Source organism: Delftia sp. SD018 (genome assembly GCF_017355445.1).
In the GTDB taxonomy this organism is placed as follows: domain Bacteria; phylum Pseudomonadota; class Gammaproteobacteria; order Burkholderiales; family Burkholderiaceae_C; genus Comamonas; species Comamonas acidovorans.
In genome coordinates this window covers 19,592-37,869 of record NZ_JADDRN010000034.1, presented here as the reverse complement: position 1 = coordinate 37,869, position 18,278 = coordinate 19,592, and the positions used below count along the sequence as shown (strand labels likewise).

The 18,278-nt window shown below is 67.7% G+C and carries 16 protein-coding genes; 6 read left to right on the top strand and 10 right to left on the bottom strand.

The window, feature by feature from the left end; translation table 11 throughout:
* Window positions 1–5: 5 nt before the first annotated feature.
* Window positions 6–983: a hypothetical protein gene (locus INR38_RS25155; RefSeq protein ID WP_065347695.1), complete on the bottom strand. Its 978-nt coding sequence runs from the start codon at window positions 981–983 to the stop codon at window positions 6–8.
* 358 nt (window positions 984–1,341) lie between these two features.
* Here INR38_RS25155 and serA point away from each other — a divergent pair, with 358 nt between their 5' ends.
* Window positions 1,342–2,571, top strand: a complete 1,230-nt coding sequence (gene serA / locus INR38_RS25150) for a phosphoglycerate dehydrogenase (RefSeq protein ID WP_012202286.1) — start codon at window positions 1,342–1,344, stop codon at window positions 2,569–2,571.
* 64 nt (window positions 2,572–2,635) lie between these two features.
* On the opposite strand, the gene INR38_RS25145 is transcribed toward serA, so the two are convergent.
* Window positions 2,636–3,802 (bottom strand): HPP family protein, encoded by a 1,167-nt coding sequence (locus INR38_RS25145; protein ID WP_207444063.1) that lies wholly within the window; start codon window positions 3,800–3,802, stop codon window positions 2,636–2,638.
* 131 nt (window positions 3,803–3,933) lie between these two features.
* Complete coding sequence (locus tag INR38_RS25140) at window positions 3,934–5,157, bottom strand: serine hydrolase domain-containing protein (protein WP_207444065.1); 1,224 nt, start codon at window positions 5,155–5,157, stop codon at window positions 3,934–3,936.
* Between the two features lie 127 nt (window positions 5,158–5,284).
* Between INR38_RS25140 and INR38_RS25135 the strand changes: the two genes are divergently transcribed.
* Window positions 5,285–6,256, top strand: a complete 972-nt coding sequence (locus tag INR38_RS25135) for a tripartite tricarboxylate transporter substrate binding protein (protein WP_063327707.1) — start codon at window positions 5,285–5,287, stop codon at window positions 6,254–6,256.
* Window positions 6,257–6,300: 44 nt separating this feature from the next.
* On the opposite strand, the gene gatB is transcribed toward INR38_RS25135, so the two are convergent.
* From gatB to gatC, 3 genes are read right to left on the bottom strand one after another with little or no spacing between them, the layout of a single operon-like run.
* Window positions 6,301–7,746, bottom strand: coding sequence for an Asp-tRNA(Asn)/Glu-tRNA(Gln) amidotransferase subunit GatB (gatB, locus tag INR38_RS25130; RefSeq protein ID WP_012202290.1), 1,446 nt, complete (start codon window positions 7,744–7,746; stop codon window positions 6,301–6,303).
* A 6-nt stretch (window positions 7,747–7,752) separates the two neighbouring features.
* Window positions 7,753–9,249, bottom strand: a complete 1,497-nt coding sequence (gatA, locus tag INR38_RS25125) for an Asp-tRNA(Asn)/Glu-tRNA(Gln) amidotransferase subunit GatA (RefSeq protein ID WP_207444067.1) — start codon at window positions 9,247–9,249, stop codon at window positions 7,753–7,755.
* Window positions 9,250–9,301: 52 nt separating this feature from the next.
* Window positions 9,302–9,601, bottom strand: a complete 300-nt coding sequence (gene gatC / locus INR38_RS25120) for an Asp-tRNA(Asn)/Glu-tRNA(Gln) amidotransferase subunit GatC (protein WP_012202292.1) — start codon at window positions 9,599–9,601, stop codon at window positions 9,302–9,304.
* A gap of 212 nt (window positions 9,602–9,813) precedes the next feature.
* Here gatC and INR38_RS25115 point away from each other — a divergent pair, with 212 nt between their 5' ends.
* The 4 genes from INR38_RS25115 to mrdA all read left to right on the top strand — a co-directional run bounded on the left by INR38_RS25115 (window position 9,814) and on the right by mrdA (window position 14,689).
* Window positions 9,814–10,857: a rod shape-determining protein gene (locus INR38_RS25115; RefSeq protein ID WP_012202293.1), complete on the top strand. Its 1,044-nt coding sequence runs from the start codon at window positions 9,814–9,816 to the stop codon at window positions 10,855–10,857.
* 184 nt (window positions 10,858–11,041) lie between these two features.
* Window positions 11,042–12,115, top strand: a complete 1,074-nt coding sequence (gene mreC / locus INR38_RS25110) for a rod shape-determining protein MreC (protein ID WP_043821860.1) — start codon at window positions 11,042–11,044, stop codon at window positions 12,113–12,115.
* Window positions 12,112–12,630 carry a rod shape-determining protein MreD gene (mreD, locus tag INR38_RS25105; protein ID WP_013800223.1) on the top strand — a complete coding sequence of 173 codons (519 nt, stop codon included), beginning with the start codon at window positions 12,112–12,114 and terminating at the stop codon, window positions 12,628–12,630. The genes mreC and mreD overlap by 4 nt, the downstream gene beginning before the upstream one ends.
* A gap of 13 nt (window positions 12,631–12,643) precedes the next feature.
* On the top strand, window positions 12,644–14,689 hold the full coding sequence (mrdA, locus tag INR38_RS25100; protein ID WP_043821858.1) for a penicillin-binding protein 2: 2,046 nt from the start codon (window positions 12,644–12,646) through the stop codon (window positions 14,687–14,689).
* A gap of 68 nt (window positions 14,690–14,757) precedes the next feature.
* On the opposite strand, the gene INR38_RS25095 is transcribed toward mrdA, so the two are convergent.
* The 4 genes from INR38_RS25095 to INR38_RS25080 all read right to left on the bottom strand — a co-directional run bounded on the left by INR38_RS25095 (window position 14,758) and on the right by INR38_RS25080 (window position 18,141).
* Window positions 14,758–15,516: an amino acid ABC transporter ATP-binding protein gene (locus INR38_RS25095; RefSeq protein ID WP_012202297.1), complete on the bottom strand. Its 759-nt coding sequence runs from the start codon at window positions 15,514–15,516 to the stop codon at window positions 14,758–14,760.
* Window positions 15,513–16,295 (bottom strand): amino acid ABC transporter permease, encoded by a 783-nt coding sequence (locus INR38_RS25090; RefSeq protein ID WP_012202298.1) that lies wholly within the window; start codon window positions 16,293–16,295, stop codon window positions 15,513–15,515. Before INR38_RS25090 ends, INR38_RS25095 begins: the two co-directional genes overlap by 4 nt.
* A gap of 65 nt (window positions 16,296–16,360) precedes the next feature.
* Window positions 16,361–17,131 (bottom strand): ABC transporter substrate-binding protein, encoded by a 771-nt coding sequence (locus INR38_RS25085; protein ID WP_202759960.1) that lies wholly within the window; start codon window positions 17,129–17,131, stop codon window positions 16,361–16,363.
* 251 nt (window positions 17,132–17,382) lie between these two features.
* Window positions 17,383–18,141 (bottom strand): TSUP family transporter, encoded by a 759-nt coding sequence (locus INR38_RS25080; protein WP_013800226.1) that lies wholly within the window; start codon window positions 18,139–18,141, stop codon window positions 17,383–17,385.
* Window positions 18,142–18,278 lie beyond the last annotated feature (137 nt).

Here is an 18,278-nt window from a genome sequence, read left to right as displayed (position 1 = left end):
AGGCCTCAGGGCTGGCGCGGTGCCTGGCCATGCTGCTGGCTGATCACGCGCAGGTGGCGCTCCATGCGGATGAAGACCAGCACCATCACCACCAGCACGAGGAATGACATCAGCATGCTCCAGAAGGCCGTCTCCACGGCGCCGAAGCGCTCCTTCCAGGAGCTGCTGCCGTGGCTGTCCTCGCCGCGCAGCGCGCGCGCCGCATTGTCCAGGGACAGCGTGTAGTTCAGCAGCACCGTGGACAGGATCTGCTGGGCCGTCTGCGCCTGCAGCCGCGGCTCCAGGGCGGCATTGCCGAAGACCTGCTCCAGCGCGGCGGGCAGGCCCTGCACATAGGCCGCATAGGCGCCCTTGCCATGTTCCAGCTCGGCGGCCTGGGCACGCTCATGGATGGCGGCGGCGGTATCCACGGGCTCGACCATCCAGCCGTCTTCCTCGTCGGTGGAGGCGGCTGCGGCAGCCGCTGCATCTGCAGCCGCTGCGTCGGCCGCCGCATCCACGGCACCGGCATCGCCTTCGCGCTGCCCGCGTTCCTGGATGCGGCGCTGCACATCGGCCTCGGATGGCAGGGCGTCGCCTTGCAGCAGCGGGTGCAGCGGCGCCAGGCCCCGGGCCTGGTTGTCCCGCTCGGTGCGCTCGCGCCGCGCAGGATCCTTGTTCACGTAGGCGCGCACCAGGGCGTCGGCCTTCTGGAAGGCGGGGCGCAGCGCCGGATCGGCCAGGCGCTTTTCCATGGCGGGTTCGCCGCCGCCCGCGCCCAGGTCGCGGCTGGTTTCGTCCACGACGAACTGCAGGTCGGGCCTGGCGTCCTTCCAGTTCAATTCCTGGGCCACGGCCTGGGGCGCCTCGGCCTTGCCGGGCCTGAAGCTCTCCCAGGTCCACAGTGCCATGCCCACCAGCACGAGCAGGGAGAACACCAGCAGCACCACGCGCACCACCTGCACCAGCAGGTCCTCGATCCTGCGCAGCATGTTTGTAATCATCGGATTCCTCGGTTGGTTCGTAAAACAAGGGCGTGTCCGGCCCGCCTGCAGGCCTGTTCTGTTGCTATTGATTTGAAAGCGCCGGACACAGACGCGCGAATTCTAGGAAGGCTGCCGCGCACGGGCGCACCGGTTCTCAATGTTTTACATTTCGCGCCAATCTCGAAGTGTGCATGTGCTCCCGTGGCATGCACCGTCCTGCAATGAGCGCCTGCTGGATGGCGGGGCGTTCATGGCCGCAGGGCGCATGGTTCTCCCGCTTGCGGGCGCGCAGGCTTTGGGCCTACCGGCTGTAGCGGCTTCCCGAATCCGCTGTAATGCTCGCTCTGATTTCTGACTGACTAGAGAGGGCTCGCCCATGACCAAAACGTCGCTGGATAAATCGAAGATCAAGTTCCTGCTGCTCGAAGGCATCCATCCTTCCGCACTCGAAGTGCTGCGCAATGCGGGCTACACCAATGTGGAGACCGTGACGGGCGCGCTGGAAGGCGAGGAGCTCAAGCGCAAGATCGCCGACGTGCACTTCGTCGGCATCCGTTCGCGCACGCAGCTGACGGCCGACGTGTTCGCCGCCGCGCAAAAGCTCGTGGCCGTGGGCTGCTTTTGCATCGGCACCAACCAGGTGGACCTGGACGCGGCGCGCGAGCGTGGCGTGGTGGTCTTCAACGCGCCTTACTCCAACACGCGCTCGGTGGCCGAACTGGTGCTGGCCGAGGCCATCCTGCTGCTGCGCGGCGTGCCCGCCAAGAACGCCTCCGCCCACCGCGGCGGCTGGCTCAAGAGCGCCGAGAATTCCTACGAAATCCGCGGCAAGACGCTGGGCATCGTGGGCTACGGCTCCATCGGCACCCAGCTGTCGGTGATGGCCGAGTCGGTGGGCATGCAGGTGCTGTTCCATGACGTGTCCACCAAGCTGCCGCTGGGCAATGCGCGCCAGGCCGCATCGCTGGCCGATCTGCTGGCCGGAAGCGACATCGTCACCCTGCACGTGCCCGAGCTGCCCTCCACCCAGTGGATGATCGGCGCCAAGGAAATCGCGGCCATGAAGCCCGGCGCCATCCTGATCAATGCCTCGCGCGGCACCGTGGTGGAAATCGAGCCGCTGGCCGAGGCCCTGAAGGCCGGCAAGCTGCTGGGCGCCGCCATCGATGTGTTCCCCACCGAGCCGCGCAGCAACAAGGATGAATTCGTCTCGCCCCTGCGCGGCCTGGACAACGTCATCCTGACCCCGCACGTGGGCGGCTCCACCATGGAAGCCCAGGCCAACATCGGCCTGGAAGTGGCCGAGAAGCTGGTCAAGTACAGCGACAACGGCACCACCACCTCGGCGGTGAACTTCCCCGAAGTGGCCCTGCCCGCCCACCCCGGCCAGAACCGCATCCTGCACGTGCACCACAATCAGCCCGGCGTGCTGTCGGCCATCAACCAGGTGTTTGCCGAGAACGGCATCAACATCGCCGGCCAGTACCTGCGCACCGACGAGAAGGTGGGCTATGTGGTGATCGACCTGGCAGCCCAGTCCTCGGGTCTGGCCGTGGAAAAGCTGACCCAGGTTCCGGGCACCATCCGCTGCCGCGTGCTGTTCTGATGGCCAGGTTTCAGGATGCTGCGCTTGGGCGCACTTCCTGAAACTGGCGAATTGCCGGGTCGCCCTATCTGCCCGGCTGCAGCAGCAGCCGCATCAGATCCGTGCGCGTGATCAGGCCGGTCAGCCGGCCTTCGCGCATCACGGGAATGCAGGGCACGCTGTGCCGGGCCAGGGCGTCCAGCAACTGGCCCACGGGCGTGTCTTCGTCCACGCTGAGTTCAGGCGCATGAACCAGCTGGGGCAGCTCCGACAGGCGGGGCGCGGCCCGGGTCTTGCCGGGCAGGCGCTGGCCCAGCCAGTTCAACAAAGAAGGTTTTGCCGCAGATTCGGCCGGGCGCACGGGGCTCATCCACAGCCACTCGTACAGCTCGGCACGGGAGACCGTGCCGGCCAGGCCGCCATCGGCGTCCAGCACCGGCAGGCTCTTGGCCGGGTGCGCGCGAAAGCGTGCGGCCACGGCGTGCACGTCGTCGTCCATGGAGCAGCTCACGGGATCGCGCGTCATCAGCTGGGCGCAGCGCACGCCGCCCAGGCGGTGCTCGATGGCGGTTTCCTCGGCGGCGGCCAGCAGCTCGGCCAGGTCGTCGGCTTCCAGGTTGTTTTCCTGGCCGAAGCGCAGCAGCAGCCCTTCCAGATCGGCATGGGACAGGCCCAGGCGCGAGGCATGGCGATGGGCCGCATCGGCGGGCGCGGCCTTGGGCGCCGTGTCGGCATGGTGGGGATAGCGCCGGCCCGTGGCGCGGTGGAGCGCCGTGGCCGCCAGGACCAGCCCCAGTGTCAGCGCGCCCACGGGCAGAAAGGGCAGCATCCAGCCGGCGGCCAGCGAGGCCTTGGCGTTGAGCACCGTCAGCAGGGCCATGGCGCCCCCTGGCGGGTGCAGCGAGCGCGTCAGCAGCATGCAGCCTATGGCGCCACCCACGGCCAGTGCAGGGGCCAGCTGGGGCGGGCACCACTGCAGCACGAACAGGGCCCAGAGCGCCGACACCGTATTGCCCACCACGCAGGACCAGGGCTGGGCCAGCGGGCTGGTGGGCACGGCGAACAGCAGCACGGCCGTGGCGCCCAGCGGCGCGAACAGGCGCAGGGGAAGATCCCAGGTGCCCGCATGCGCCAGCCAGACCAGGGCCGTGGCCAGCCCCATGCCCACGATGGAGCCCATGGCCACGCGCCACATGTCCGCAGGCGCGGGGCGTGGCACCACCGGCCCCCATGCTTTTCTGTTCCAGCCCATGGCCTTGTTGTCTTTTTGTCTTTGCCTGCGCGGCCCCGGGGGAGGGCTGCAAAAGCGCGTCATTTTAGGAAGGGACGCCGCTCTTGCTGGCAGCATGGGCTTTGCACTGCCTTGGTGCAAATCTGGAAGATTCAGTCCACCACGGACTGGTACACGCCCTCGCGCATAACCCAGCGGTAGGGAATGCGCTGGGCCATGGACTGCATCATGAGGATGGCGAACAAATCCTCCTTCGGATCCACCCAGAAGAAGGTGCCGTAGATGCCGCTCCATGAAAAGTCGCCCACGCTGCCCGGCAGCGGGTTGAGGCCGGGCGCCGTGCGCACCGCAAAGCCCAGGCCGAAGCCCTGGCCCACCTCGGGCGAGGGCAGCTGGGCGCCGAAATACGCCATGTCCGGCCCCATGCGCACGCTGGCGGGCAGGTGGTTGGTGGTCATCAGCTCCACGGTCTTGCGAGAGACCAGGCGCACGCCGTCCAGCGTGCCGCCGTTGCACCAGAACAGGCACAGCCGCGCATAGTCGGCCATGGTCGAGACCATGCCCCCGCCGCCCGACTCGAACATCATGGCGCGCGTGACCGGGGGGATGGGCGGCATCTGTTTCTGCGGCCCTTCGGGCTGGGGCCGGGCGGCCCGTGCGATCTCGCTGTCGGGCGCATGAAAGCCCGTGTCGGCCATGCCCAGCGGCCCGGTGATGTGCTCGCGCACGAAGGCGGCCAGCGTCTGGCCGCTGACCACCTCGACCACGCGGCCCAGCACGTCGGTAGACATGCCGTATTCCCAGGTCTCGCCGGGCTGGGCCACCAGCGGCAGCTGCGCGAGTTTGGTGATGAACTGCGCATTGGTGAACTTGCCGCTGAACAGGCCCGCATCCAGGTACATCTTCTTGATGGGGTGCTCGGTGCCGGCGAATCCATAGGGAATGCCGGAGGTGTGGCGCAGCAGGTCCTGCAGCGTGATGGGCCGCGCCAGCGGCGCGCGCTCCAGGCCCACGCGCAGCGCGGCCAGCTCGGGCAGGTACTGCTCCACGGGCTCGATGATGGACAGCCGACCCTGCTCGGCCAGCATCATGATGGCCAGCGAGGTGATGGGCTTGCTCATGGAGGCGATGCGGAAGATGGCATCGGGCCGCATGGCCGTGCCGGCCTCGGGGTCCAGCAGGCCGAAGCTCTCCAGGTAGGCCAGCTTGCCGCGCCGCGCCACCAGGGCCACGGCGCCCGGGATCTCGCCGGTGTCCACGCCGCGCTGCAGCCGGGCCGACAGGCGTGCCAGGCGTGCGCTGCCCAGGCCCACGGTTTCAGGGGAGTCGGCCCAGGGCAGGCCGGGGATGTGCAGGCGGTCGGTGCTGGCGGTCATGAAGTCTCCTGTGGTGTGCGTCGATTGTTCCGGCAGATGGCCTGGTGCGCTGTTGGCTGCGGGACAGCGGCGTGCGGGTGCAGCGGGCATGCCGCCGCTAAACTGGCCCGCAGGAGACAACGACACCATGAAGCAGATCATTCTGGCCGCCGCAGCCTGCGCGGCCGCCGCCTTGGCCATGCCGGCCAGCGCCGCCTATCCCGACAAGCCCATCCGCCTGGTCGTTCCCTTCCCGCCCGGGCAGGCCACGGACATCTTTGCGCGCGCGCTGGCTGAAAAGCTCGCCCAGAAGCTGGGCCAGCCGCTGGTGGTGGAGAACAAGGCCGGGGCCGGCAGCAACATCGGCAGCGAGCAGGTGGTGCGCAGCCCGGCCGACGGCTACACGCTGCTCGTGGCCGGCAGTGCCATGGCCGTGAACCAGACGCTGTACAAGAAGGTGAATTTCGACCCGCGCACCGACCTGGTGGGCATCACGCTGATCGCCAAGGTGCCGCTGGTGTTCCTGGCGCACCCGGGTGCTGGCATCCAATCCATGAAAGATCTGGTGGACAAGGCGCGTGCCGAGCCGGGCCGCTGGAACTACGCCAGCGCCGGCATCGGCGGCACCCAGCACCTGAGCGCCGAGATGGTCAAGGCGCGCGCCAAGATACAGATAGAGCACATCCCCTACAAGGGCAGCGGCCCCGCGCAGGCGGATTTCGTGGGCGGCCAGGTGCCGCTGATGGTGGATTCGGTGACGGCCGCCTTGCCCAATATCCAGGCGGGCAAGGCCGTGCCGTTGGGAGTGACGTCCAGCGCCCGCTCCAGCCAGCTGCCCGAGGTGCCGGCCATTGCCGAATCGGGCCTGCCCGAGTTCCGGGGCTTCGAGGCCGTGGGCTGGCTGGGCCTGATGGCGCCCAAGGGCACGCCGCAGGAAGTGATCGACCGTCTCAACCGCGAGGCCGTGGCCATCCTGCGCAGCCCCGAGATGCGCAAGTTCATCAGTGACCGTGGCTCGGAGGCTGCGCCCACCACGCCCCGCGAGATGGATGCCTTCGTGGCCTCGGAGATCACGCAGTGGGGCCAGGCCGTGCGGCAATCAGGCGCCTCGGTGGATTGAGGCAGGCGCCCCCCGGAGCGCGTGGGGGCGCCCGCTGCGGCCGGTCAGGCCAGCTTGGCCTTGAGCAGCTCGTTGACCTGCGCCGGGTTGGCCTTGCCCTTGGAAGCCTTCATGACCTGGCCGACCAGGGCGTTGAAGGCCTTGTCCTTGCCTGCGCGGTACTGCTCCACGTTGGCCGGATTGGCGGCGATCACCTCGTCGATGATCTTCTCCATGGCGCCCGTGTCGTTCATCTGCTTGAGGCCCTTGGCCTCGATGATGGCATCGACATCGCTGCCTTCACCGCTCCACAGCGCCTCGAAGACCTGCTTGGCGGCGTTGTTGGAGATGGTGCCGTCGCCGATGCGCTGGATCAGCGCGGCCAGCTGGGCGCTGGAGACCTTGGCGGCCTCCATGCCGATTTCCTCGGTGTTCAGGCGGCGCGAGATCTCGCCCATGATCCAGTTGCTGGCCAGCTTGGGCGCATTGCAGGCCCGGGCCGTGTCCTCGAAGTAGGCGGCCATGGCCTGGCTTTGCGTCAGCGTGGTGGCGTCGTACTCGGGCAGGGCGTACTGCTCGACAAAGCGCGCGGCCATGGCGCGCGGCAGTTCGGGCATGTCGGCCCTGACCTGTTCCACCCACTCGGGCGCGACCACCAGCGGCGGCAGGTCCGGGTCGGGGAAGTAGCGGTAGTCGGCCGCGTCTTCCTTGGTGCGCATGGAGCGCGTCTCGCCCGTGTCGGGGTCGAACAGCACGGTGGCCTGCTGGATGCGGCGGCCGTCCTCGATTTCCTCGATCTGCCAGCGGATCTCGTAGTCGATGGCCAGCTGCATGTTCTTGAAGCTGTTGAGGTTCTTGATCTCGCGGCGCGTGCCCAGCGGCTGGCCGGGCTTGCGCACGGAGACGTTGGCGTCGCAGCGGAAGCTCCCTTCCTGCATGTTGCCGTCGCAGATGCCGATCCAGGTCACGATCTGGTGCAGCGTCTTGGCGTAGGCCACGGCTTCTTCCGTGCTGCGGATGTCGGGCTCGGTCACGATCTCCAGCAGCGGCGTGCCGGCGCGGTTCAGATCGATGCCCGACTGGCCGATGAAGTCCTCGTGCAGCGACTTGCCGGCGTCTTCCTCCAGGTGGGCGCGCACCAGGCGGATGGTCTTCTTCTCGTCGCCGAGGAAGAAGGACACTTCGCCGCCCTGGACCACGGGAATCTCGAACTGCGAGATCTGGTAGCCCTTGGGCAGGTCGGGGTAGAAGTAGTTCTTGCGCGCGAAGATGCTGCGCGGCGCAATGTGCGAGCCCAGCGCCAGGCCGAGCCGGATGGCGCACTCGACGGCCTTTTTGTTCATCACCGGCAGCGTGCCGGGCAGCGCCATGTCCACGGCGCAGGCCTGGGTGTTGGGCTCGGCGCCGAAGGCGGTGCTGGCGCGGCTGAAGATCTTGGACTGGGTGGCCAGCTGGGCGTGGGTCTCGAAGCCGATGACGACTTCATAGCCCTGGATGAGTTTCGCGGTCATGGGGTCTCAGATGCCCTTCGGAGCTTGAAGGTGAAAGTCGGTGGCCTGCTGGAAGCGGTGGGCGGCGTTGAGCAACTGGCCTTCCTTGAAGTAGTTGCCGATCAGCTGCAGGCCCACGGGCATGCCGGCCTCGCCAAAGCCTGCGGGCACGCTCATGCCGGGCAGGCCGGCCAGCGATGCGGGCAGCGTGAAGATGTCGGCCAGGTAGTTGGCCAGCGGGTCGCTCTTTCCGCCCAGCTGCCAGGCCACGGTGGGCGCGGCGGGGCCGGCGATCACGTCGCACTGCTGGAAGGCGGTCTGGAAGTCGTCGGCGATCATGCGGCGGATCTTCTGCGCCTGCAGGTAGTAGGCGTCGTAGTAGCCCTCGGACAGCACATAGGCGCCGATCATGATGCGGCGCTTGACCTCGTCGCCGAAGCCTTCTGCGCGGGTCTTCTTGTACATGTCCACCAGGTCCGTGTAGTTCTTGGCGCGGTGGCCGAACTTCACGCCATCGAAGCGCGAGAGGTTGGACGATGCCTCGGCCGGGGCCAGGATGTAGTACACGGGAATCGACAGCTCGGTGCGGGGCAGCGAGATGGGCACCAGGCGGGCGCCCAGCTTCTCGTATTCCTTGAGCGCGCCATCCACGGCGGCGCGCACGTCGGCCGACAGGCCTTCGCCGAAGAACTCGGCGGGGATGCCGATGCACAGGCCTTCGATGCCGTCGTTCAGGCGGGCCGTGAAGTCCTCGGCGGGCACGTCCAGGCTGGTGGAGTCGCGGTCCAGGTCGGGGCCGCACATCTCGGACAGCAGCAGGGCGCAGTCCTCGGCGCTCTTGCCCATGGGACCGGCCTGATCCAGGCTGGAGGCGAAGGCGATCATGCCGTAGCGGCTGGCGCGGCCATAGGTGGGCTTGATGCCCGTGATGCCGCAAAACGATGCGGGCTGGCGGATGGAGCCGCCCGTGTCGGTGCCGGTGACGGCGGGCGCCAGGCCGGCGGCCACGGCCACGGCCGAGCCGCCCGAGGAGCCGCCGGGCACGCGGTCCGTGTTCCAGGGGTTGCGCACGGGCGCGGGGGCATCGAAGCCCACGGGCGCGATGGCCGAGTTCTCGTTGGCCGAGCCCATGGCGAATTCATCGCAGTTGAGCTTGCCCAGCGTCACGGCGCCGGCCTCGGCCAGGCGCGTCACCACGGTGGCGTCGAAGGGCGAGCGGTAGCCGGCCAGCATCTTGCTGGAGGCCGTGGTCGGGAAGTCGCGCGTGACGAAGATGTCCTTGTGCGCAATGGGCACGCCAGCCAGGCGGCCGCCCTTGCCCTGGGCAATCAGGGCGTCGGCAGCGCGGGCCTGGGCCAGGGTGGCCTCTTCGTCGATGCTGACGAAGGCGCCCAGGTTCTGGTGCGCCTGGGCGCGGGCCAGGAAGTGCTGGGCGGCTTCGACGGCGCCGAGCTTGCGCTCGCGCAGCAGGGCCGACAGGGCCGACACGCCGAGCGTGTGCAGATCAGTGGTTTGCTGGGTCATGTATGGAGTGCGGAAAACGGGGACGGATGCCAGTGACGAGGGCGCGCGGCGCTTACTCGATCACCTTGGGGACCAGGAACAGGCCGCGCTCGACGGCCGGTGCGCTGCGCTGGTTGGCGTCGCGCTGGTCGGGCTCGCTGGCAATGTCCTCGCGAAGACGCAGGGCAATGTCCTGGATGGCGGCGACCGGATGTGACAGCGGGCTGACGCCTGAAGTATCCACAGCCTGCATCTTCTCCACGATGCCGAAAAAATCATTGAGCTGGCCTAGCATGCGCTCACTCTCGGTGGAGGAGAGCTCAAGTCGTGCCAGGTTCGCGATGCGTGCGATGTCTTGTGCGTTCAGTGCCATAGGATTTTTGAAGGGGGCAACGGGATGTAAACCCGTATTTCAAGCCCCGGCAGTAGAAGTTATTCACAGGGGATACGGTATTATCTCGGCTTTGCCGCAATACCCTCTCCGAGCCGGTCATTGTGCGAAAAGCCAACCCCATCCAGACTCCCTAACTTTCATCCCGGCGATGGCAGGCCGACGAGCATGCCGTGCCTGAGAGGACTCTCGTAATGTTCGGAGCTTTCCGTCGGTATTTCTCCACCGACCTTGCCATTGATCTTGGCACAGCCAACACCCTGATTTTCGCCCGCGACAAGGGCATTGTTCTGGACGAACCCTCCGTTGTCGCCATCCGCCACGAAGGCGGGCCGCACGGCAAGAAGGTGATCCAGGCGGTGGGCCGCGAGGCCAAGGCCATGCTGGGCAAGGTGCCCGGCAACATCGAGGCCATCCGCCCGATGAAGGACGGCGTGATTGCCGACTTCGTCATCACGGAGCAGATGATCAAGCAGTTCATCAAGATGGTGCATCCGCGCTCGGTGCTCACGCCCAGCCCGCGCATCATCATCTGCGTGCCCTGCGGCTCCACCCAGGTCGAGCGCCGCGCCATCAAGGACGCGGCCGAGGCGGCAGGCGCCACCTCCGTCTACCTGATCGAGGAACCCATGGCTGCCGGCATCGGCGCCGGCCTGCCGGTGTCCGAGGCTTCGGGCTCCATGGTGGTGGACATCGGTGGCGGCACCACCGAAGTCGGCGTGATCTCGCTGGGCGGCATGGTCTACAAGGGTTCCGTGCGCGTGGGCGGCGACAAGTTCGACGAAGCCATCATCAGCTACATCCGCCGCAACTACGGCATGCTGATCGGCGAGCCCACGGCCGAGTCCATCAAGAAGAACATCGGCTCGGCCTTCCCCGGCTCCGAAGTCAAGGAGATGGAAGTCAAGGGCCGCAACCTCTCCGAAGGCGTGCCGCGCAGCTTCACCATCTCGTCCAACGAGGTGCTGGAAGCCCTGACCGATCCGCTCAACCAGATCGTCAGCGCCGTCAAGAACGCGCTGGAGCAGACACCGCCCGAGCTGGGCGCCGACATTGCCGAGCGCGGCATGATGCTCACCGGCGGCGGCGCGCTGCTGCGTGACCTGGACCGCCTGCTGGCCGAAGAAACCGGCCTGCCCGTGCTGGTGGCCGAAGAGCCGCTGACCTGCGTGGTGCGCGGCTGCGGCATGGCGCTGGAGACCATGGACCGCCAGGGCAGCATCTTCACCAGCGACTGATGCGGCGCAGGCCGGGGCCCGTTGTCGCGGGCCCGGGGCCGCAGCCGTCTGACTGCAACGACTTTTCTCCCCCTTCCGTGGTGACCTGCATGCTTGCCCTGCCTTCCTTCGCACCGGGACCGGCCCGTGCTTTCCAGGCTGCAGCAAGTGCGGCAGGGCAGGCCCTGCCACGCGGGAGGGCAGCATGAATCCCAATACCCTGGACCACTCGGCGCCCTCGCTGTTCAAGCGGCGGCCCTCGCGGGTCTCGCAACTGGCCCTGTACAGCGCCCTGGCGCTGTTCCTGATGGTGGCCGACGCGCGTTTCAGGATCACCGATCCCGTGCGCGTGGCCGTGGCCACCGTGCTGTACCCCGTGCAATGGGTGATGCTCAAGCCGGTGCAGGCCGTGCACGACGCCAGCCGCTACCTGGGCTCGCTGGACGATGCCCAGGCCCGCGAACAGGCCGCGCGCAAGGAACTGGTGGCCATGGCCCAGCGTGCATCGCTGGCCGACGAGCTGATCCAGGAAAACGACCACCTGCGCGAGCTGCTGCAGCTGCGCGATCGCCTCACCACGCCCGGCACCGCTGCCGAGGTGGTCTACGACAGCCCCGACCTCTATACGCGCCGCGTGGTCATCGACCGCGGCCAGGTGGATGGCATCGACCAGGGCTCGCCCGTGCTCGATGAAAAGGGCGTGGTCGGCCAGGTCACGCGCGTGTATCCGCTGCGTGCCGAGGTCACCCTGCTCATCGACCGCGACCAGGCCATTCCCGTCTTCAACCCGCGCACCGGCGCGCGCAGCGTGGCCTATGGCGATCCGTCGCCGCTGCGCACCGGCGGCATCGAGCTGCGCTTCATGCCCAGCAATGCCGATGTCCAGGAAGGCGACCTGCTGACCACCAGCGGCGTCGATGGCCTGTACCCGCCGGGCCTGCCCGTGGCCAAGGTGGTCTCGGTGGAGCGCCGCGCCGACTCGGCCTTCTCGCGCATCTACTGCGAGCCCGTGGGCCGCGTGCAGGGCGTGCGCCACGTGGTGGTGCTCAAGCCGCTGGACCGCGCCACCCACCCCGAGGCCGAAGGCGCCGCAGAACCCCTGCGCGCCGGCAAGGGCAAGGAAAAAGACAAGGGCAAGGAAAAAGACAAGGCCAAGGACGGCAAGGGCAAGGAAGCCTCCAAGGACGGCGGCAAGGCCGGCAAGACAGATGCACCGGCCACGCCTGCCGCACCCGCTGCTCCCGCCGCACCCGCCTCCGCCAGGAAGGAGCCCGCATGATCATGCCGCGCGGCCAGCAGCTGCTGCTGCCGGTCAACCCCCTGTTCATCGTCGTCAGCCTGCTGGCGGCGCTGGCACTCAACATGCTGCCGCTGGGTCGCCAGGCCTGGCAGCCCGACCTGCTGATGGTGCTGCTGGCCTTCTGGGCGCTGAACCAGCCCCAGCGCGTGGGCATGGGCGTGGCCTTTTTGCTGGGCCTGTGCATGGATGTGGACCGCTCCTCCCTGCTGGGCCAGCATGCTCTGGCCTATGCGCTGCTGGTGTTCGCGGCCGGCGCCATGGGCCGGCGCCTGTCCTGGTTCTCCACGCCCGTGCAGGCGCTGCACCTGCTGCCCCTGTTCGCCGTCGTGCACGGCCTGCAGGTGCTGCTGCGCATGGTGGCCGGCGGCATCGTGCCCGGCCCGCTGGTGGTGGTGGCTCCCTTGATCGAGGCCCTGCTGTGGCCCCTGGTCAGCGGCCTGCTGCTGGCGCCGCAGCGCCGCCCGCCGGACAGTGACGAGAACCGTCCCCTGTGAGGCTTGACGCGTGATGGAAATCCGCAATACAGAAGCCGAGCTGCAGCGATTCAGGTTGCGCGCATGGGTGATGAGCGTGGTGGTGCTGCTGGCCTTCGGGCTGGTGGTGGCGCGGCTGCTGGTGCTGCAGGTGCAGCGCCATGAGGAACTGGCAGAGCGCGCCGAAAGCAATCGCACGGCCGTGGTGCCCATCGTGCCCAACCGGGGCCAGATCCTGGACCGCAACGGCGTGGTGCTGGCCACCAACTACTCGGCCTATACGCTGGAGATCATGCCCTCGCGCGCGGGCAATCTTGAAGAGACCATCGACGGCCTGGCCGAGATCGTCGAGATCACGCCACGCGACCGGCGCAAGTTCAAGCGCCTGGTGGATGATTCCCGCAGCTTCGACTCCCTGCCCATCCGCACGCGCCTGACCGATGACGAGGTCGCGCGCTTCGCCGCGCAGCGCTACCGCTTCCCGGGCGTGGACATCAAGGCGCGGCTGTTCCGCACCTACCCCATGCAGGACACGGCCAGCCATGTCATCGGCTACATAGGCCGCATCAACCAGCGCGAGAAGGAAGCGCTGGAAGACTCCGACGACGCCGCCAACTACCGGGGCACCGACGTCATCGGCAAGCTGGGCGTGGAGCAGAGCTACGAAACCGACCTGCACGGCCAGACCGGCTGGGAAGAGATGGAAACCTCGGCCGGCGGCCATGCCGTGCGCAAGCTCGGCAGCCGTCCCGCCACGCCCGGCGACAGCCTGGTGCTGTCGCTGGACATCAAGCTGCAGCGCATGGTGGAGGAGCTGTACGGCGACCGCCGTGGCGCCCTGGTGGCCATCGATCCGCGCAGCGGCGAACTGCTGGCCATGGTCAGCCGCCCGACCTTCGACCTGAATCTCTTCGTCGATGGCATCGACCAGGAAAGCTGGGCCGCGCTCAACGAATCCATCAACCGCCCGCTGCTCAACCGCGCGCTGCGGGGCACCTATCCGCCGGGCTCCACCTACAAGCCCTTCATGGCGATTGCCGCGCTGGAGTCGGGCAAGCGCCGCCCCGACACCACCATCATGGACAACGGCAGCTGGACCTTCGGCGGCCACACCTTCCGCTCGGGCCACCCCAACGGGCCGACCAACCTGCGCCGCTCCATCATCAAGTCGTCCAACGTGTACTACTACATGCTGGCCAACGACATGGGCGTGGACATGATCCACGACTACATGAAGCCGCTGGGCTTCGGCCAGATCACCGGCATCGACGTGCGCGGCGAGGCGCGCGGCGTGCTGCCCAGCACCGAGTGGAAGCGCAACACCTACAAGCGGCCCGAGCAGAAGAAGTGGTACGCGGGCGAGACCATCTCGCTGGGCATCGGCCAGGGCTACAACAACTTCACCATCCTGCAGCTGGCCAACGCCATGTCCACGCTGGCGGCCAAGGGCGTCAAGCACCGGCCCCACCTGGCCGTGGGACGTGTCGATGCCGTGACGCAGCAGTTCTCGGCCATCAACAAGGACCCCGGCACCAGCATGGGCTACAAGCCCGAGAACGTGGAAGCCGTGCGCGCCGCCGTGGCCGCCGTGACGGTGGAGGGCACCTCGCGCGGCATCTTCGGCAACGCGCCCTACACCTCCACCGGCAAGACCGGCACGGCCCAGGCCGTGGGCGTGCGCCAGAACGAGAAGTACAACGCCTCGCGCCTGTCCGAGTTCCAGCGCGACCACTCGCTGTACATCGCCTATGCGCCGGCCGACAACCCCACCATCGCCGTCGCCGTCATCGTGGAGAACGCCGGCTTCGGTGCCGCCGCTGCCGCGCCGCTGGCACGCCGCGTGTTCGACTACTGGCTGCTGGGCCGCTACCCCAGCCTGGAGGACATGGCCGCCATGCGCAAGGGCCAGGCCGGCGTGCCCATAGGCGCCCCGCGCCGCGTCTCCGAAATCACGCTGGACGCAGAAACCGTGAACCTGCCCGGCCTGCCGCGCTACGAGCCGCCCGAGGCATCGGTGCCCGTGGCATCCAACCGCGCTGCCGCGCTGCCGCCGCCGTCTGCTGGCGAGCTGGAGGATTGAGAAAGCAAAAGAGCCGGCATTGCCGGCTCTTTGTTTTCTTGAGCAGCCTGCGTTCGCAGGCCCAGGCCTCAATGCCCCATGCGCCCGATGAACGCCGCGATCCGCTCGCTGGCCGGGTTGCCGAAGAACTCGGCCGGTGGGGCCTCGTGGGCGATGCAGCCCTGGTCGAAGAACATCACGCGGTCGGCGACCTCGCGGGCGAAGCCCATTTCGTGGGTGACCACGATCATGGTCATGCCGCCGCGTGCCAGCTCGCGCATCACGTCCAGCACTTCCTGCACCATCTCCGGGTCCAGCGCGCTGGTGGGCTCGTCGAACAGCATCACCTGCGGCTCCATGGCCAGGGCGCGGGCAATGGCCACGCGCTGCTGCTGGCCGCCCGACAGCTGCCACGGGTACTTGTGGGCATGGGCCTGCATGCCCACGCGCTCCAGCAGGGCCATGGCCTTGGCATTGGCCTGGGCGCGCGGCGTCTTGTGGATGCGGCGCGGCGCCAGGGTCACGTTGTCCAGCACCGTCATGTGGCCGAACAGGTTGAACTGCTGGAACACCATGCCCACTTCGCAGCGCTGCTTTTGCAGCGTGGCTTCGTTGTCGGTGACTTCGACGCCATCGATGGTGATGCGCCCGCCGTCGTGCGGCTCCAGCCGGTTGATGGCGCGCAGCAGCGTGGACTTGCCCGAGCCCGAGGCGCCGATGATCACCGTCACCTCTCCCGTGCAGAACTGCGTGGAAACGCCCTTGAGCACCTGGTGGCTGCCGAAGGACTTGGTGACCTTCTCGGCCACGATGTAGGGCATGCCCCGTGCCAGCTTGTCGGCGCTCATTTGTGGCGGCCCTCCACGTCGAAGCGGTACTCCACGGCAGCCGTGACCTGGGTCACCAGCGTGGTCAGCACCAGGTAGGTCACGCCCACGGTGACCAGGGTCTCCACGGGCTGGAAGGTGGCCGACTGGATGCGGTTGCCCACATTGGTCAGCTCCACCACGCCGATGGCGTACGCCAGCGACGAATCCTTGAGCAGGGCCACGAAGTTGCTCACCAGCGGCGGCAGCGAGATCTTGAAGGCCTGCGGGAACACCACGTCCATGAAGACGCAGATGCGCGGCAGGCCCAGGGCGCGTGCGGCCTCGGCCTGGCCGCGCGGCACGGCCTGCAGGCCGGCGCGCACGGCTTCGGCGTTGTAGGCGCCCACGTTCAGCGCCAGTGCAATGCAGGCGGCTGCGAAGTCGGGCAGGTTCAGGCCCGGGATCAGCACCGGCAGCGCGAAGTAGATGAACAGGATCTGCACCAGCAGCGGCGTGCCGCGGATCGCCCAGACGTAGAAGCCCGCGGCCCAGCGCAGGGCGGCCGTGCGCGAGGTGCGCGCCAGCGCGGCGGCGATGCCCAGCACCAGGCCGGCGGCGCCGCTGACCAGCGTCAGGTACAGCGTGGTGCGCGCGCCTTCGGCGAAGGTGTCGGCATTGGAGCCTATGGGCTCGGGCAGCAGGGACAGCAGCTGCCCCAGCAGCGAAACCACGAGCACCATCAGCAGCAGGGCCGTGACCAGGGTGGCGTTGCTGCGCTGCGAGCGGCTCCAGTGGGCGGGCCAGAGGACGGTAAGCATAGGTGGGCTAGAAACAAAAAGGCGCCCTGCAAGTGGGCGCCGGTCGGGCAGATCTGCCCGGGGCCTCAGTCAGGGCAGCGGATGTCTTCGTGGAAATATTTCTGCGACAGCTTGGCGTAGCTGCCGTCGGCCAGGGCTTCCTTGAAGGCCTTGTTCCAGGCATCGGCCAGCGACTTGTTGTCCTTGGCCACGGCGGCGGCAATGCGCTCGACCAGCAGCAACTCGCCCTGCTTGAGCTGGGCATTGGGGTTCTTTTGCTGCAGTTCCTTGGCGATGAAGCGTTCGGTCACCCAGGCGTCCACCCGCTTGGACAGCAGCGCATTGCGGGCCGCCTCGTTGGTGGGGAAGTTGACCAGGCGCTTGATGCCGGGCAGGTTCTTCTCCATGTACTGCATATAGGTGGTGCCGGTCTGCACCGACACCGTCTTGCCTGTCAGGTCCTTGCCCGAGCGGATGGCCGGGTCCAGCGACATCACGATGGCGCCAGAGCAGTAGTGGGGCTGGGTGAAGGTCACGGCCTTCTCGCGCTCGGGCGTGATGCCGTGCGAGGAGATCACCAGATCCCAGCGGTCCTGCTGCAGGCCGGTGAGCAGGGCGTCGAAGCTGATGGTCTTCCACTCGTACTTCACGCCCATCTTGGCGGCCATCATCTGGGCCAGCTCGACTTCGAAGCCGGTCAGCTGCTTGCCCTCGAAATGGGCGAAGGGCGCGTAGTAGCCCTCGGTGGCCAGGCGAAGCGTGCCTTCCTTCTGGATGGCGTCGAAGGGGCGGGCCTGAACGCCGGCGGCGGTCCACAGGGCCAGCGCGGCGGCGGCGATGACGGTAAAGCGTTTCATGGAACTCCTGGGCTGTCGCTCAAGACCTGACCCCGGCGCCGCAGCATGAAGAAAGCGCCAAGGCACGCATCAGTGCATGGGCCATGGACGGCGGGGCCGGTTTTTTGCGGCTGGTCGGCTGGTCGGGTACGGCCGCTGGCAGGGGTGCGACATGCACCAGCCGCCGCAGCTCAAGGCGAAAAGTCGGCAATTATAGAAGGTTGCCGTCGCCAACGCCGATGGCAGGTGTTGCGAACGCCGCTGGCCCGTGCTCAGGCGATGAAGGCGTCGTAGCCGGTCTTGAGGATCAGCAGGCTCACCACGCCGATGAAAATGCCGCGCACAAAGCCCGTTCCATGGCGCAGGGCCATGTGCGTGCCCAGCATGGCGCCCAGCACATTGGCCACCGCCATGGGCACGGCCAGGTGCCACCAGATATGGCCCTTGAGCGCGAACAGCGCCAGCGCAGCCAGGTTGGTGGCCATGTTCAGCAGCTTGGCCGAGGCCGACGCGTTCAGGAAGTCATAGCCCATCAGCCGCACGAACAGGAACACGAAGAAGCTGCCCGTGCCGGGGCCGAAGAAACCGTCGTAGAAGCCAATCACCAGGCCGATGGCGCAGGCGATCAGCGTCTCGGCGCGGCCCGAATAGTGCGGCGTGTGGTGGCGGCCCATGTCCTTGCGCGCCAGCGTGTAGACCAGCACGCCCAGCAGCACCAGCGGCAGCAGCCGGCGCAGGAAATCGGGGGAGATCTGCGTGACGGCCCAGGCGCCCGCAAAAGAGCCCGCCATGCCCACGCAGGCCGCCGGCATCATCGCGCGCCAGGGCAACTGCACCTTGCGGCCGTACTGCCAGGTGGACATGGCCGTGCCCCAGACCGAGGCGCTCTTGTTGGTGCCCAGCAGCGTAGCGGGCGGTGCGGTGGGGAAGGTGGCGAACAGCGCGGGCAGCAAGATGAGGCCCCCGCCGCCCACGATGGCGTCCACGAAGCCGGCCAGCATCGAGGCCAGCGAGACGATGATCCATTCCATAGGGCGGCGATTGTCGCACCGCCCAGGTGCCGCAGCAGGCTGGCCGCAGGCATAAAAAAAGCGCCGGACTTGCCGGCGCTCTGGGAAATGCATCTTGAGATGCTATTTATGAATGTTGATCTGGTTGTGTACGAGTT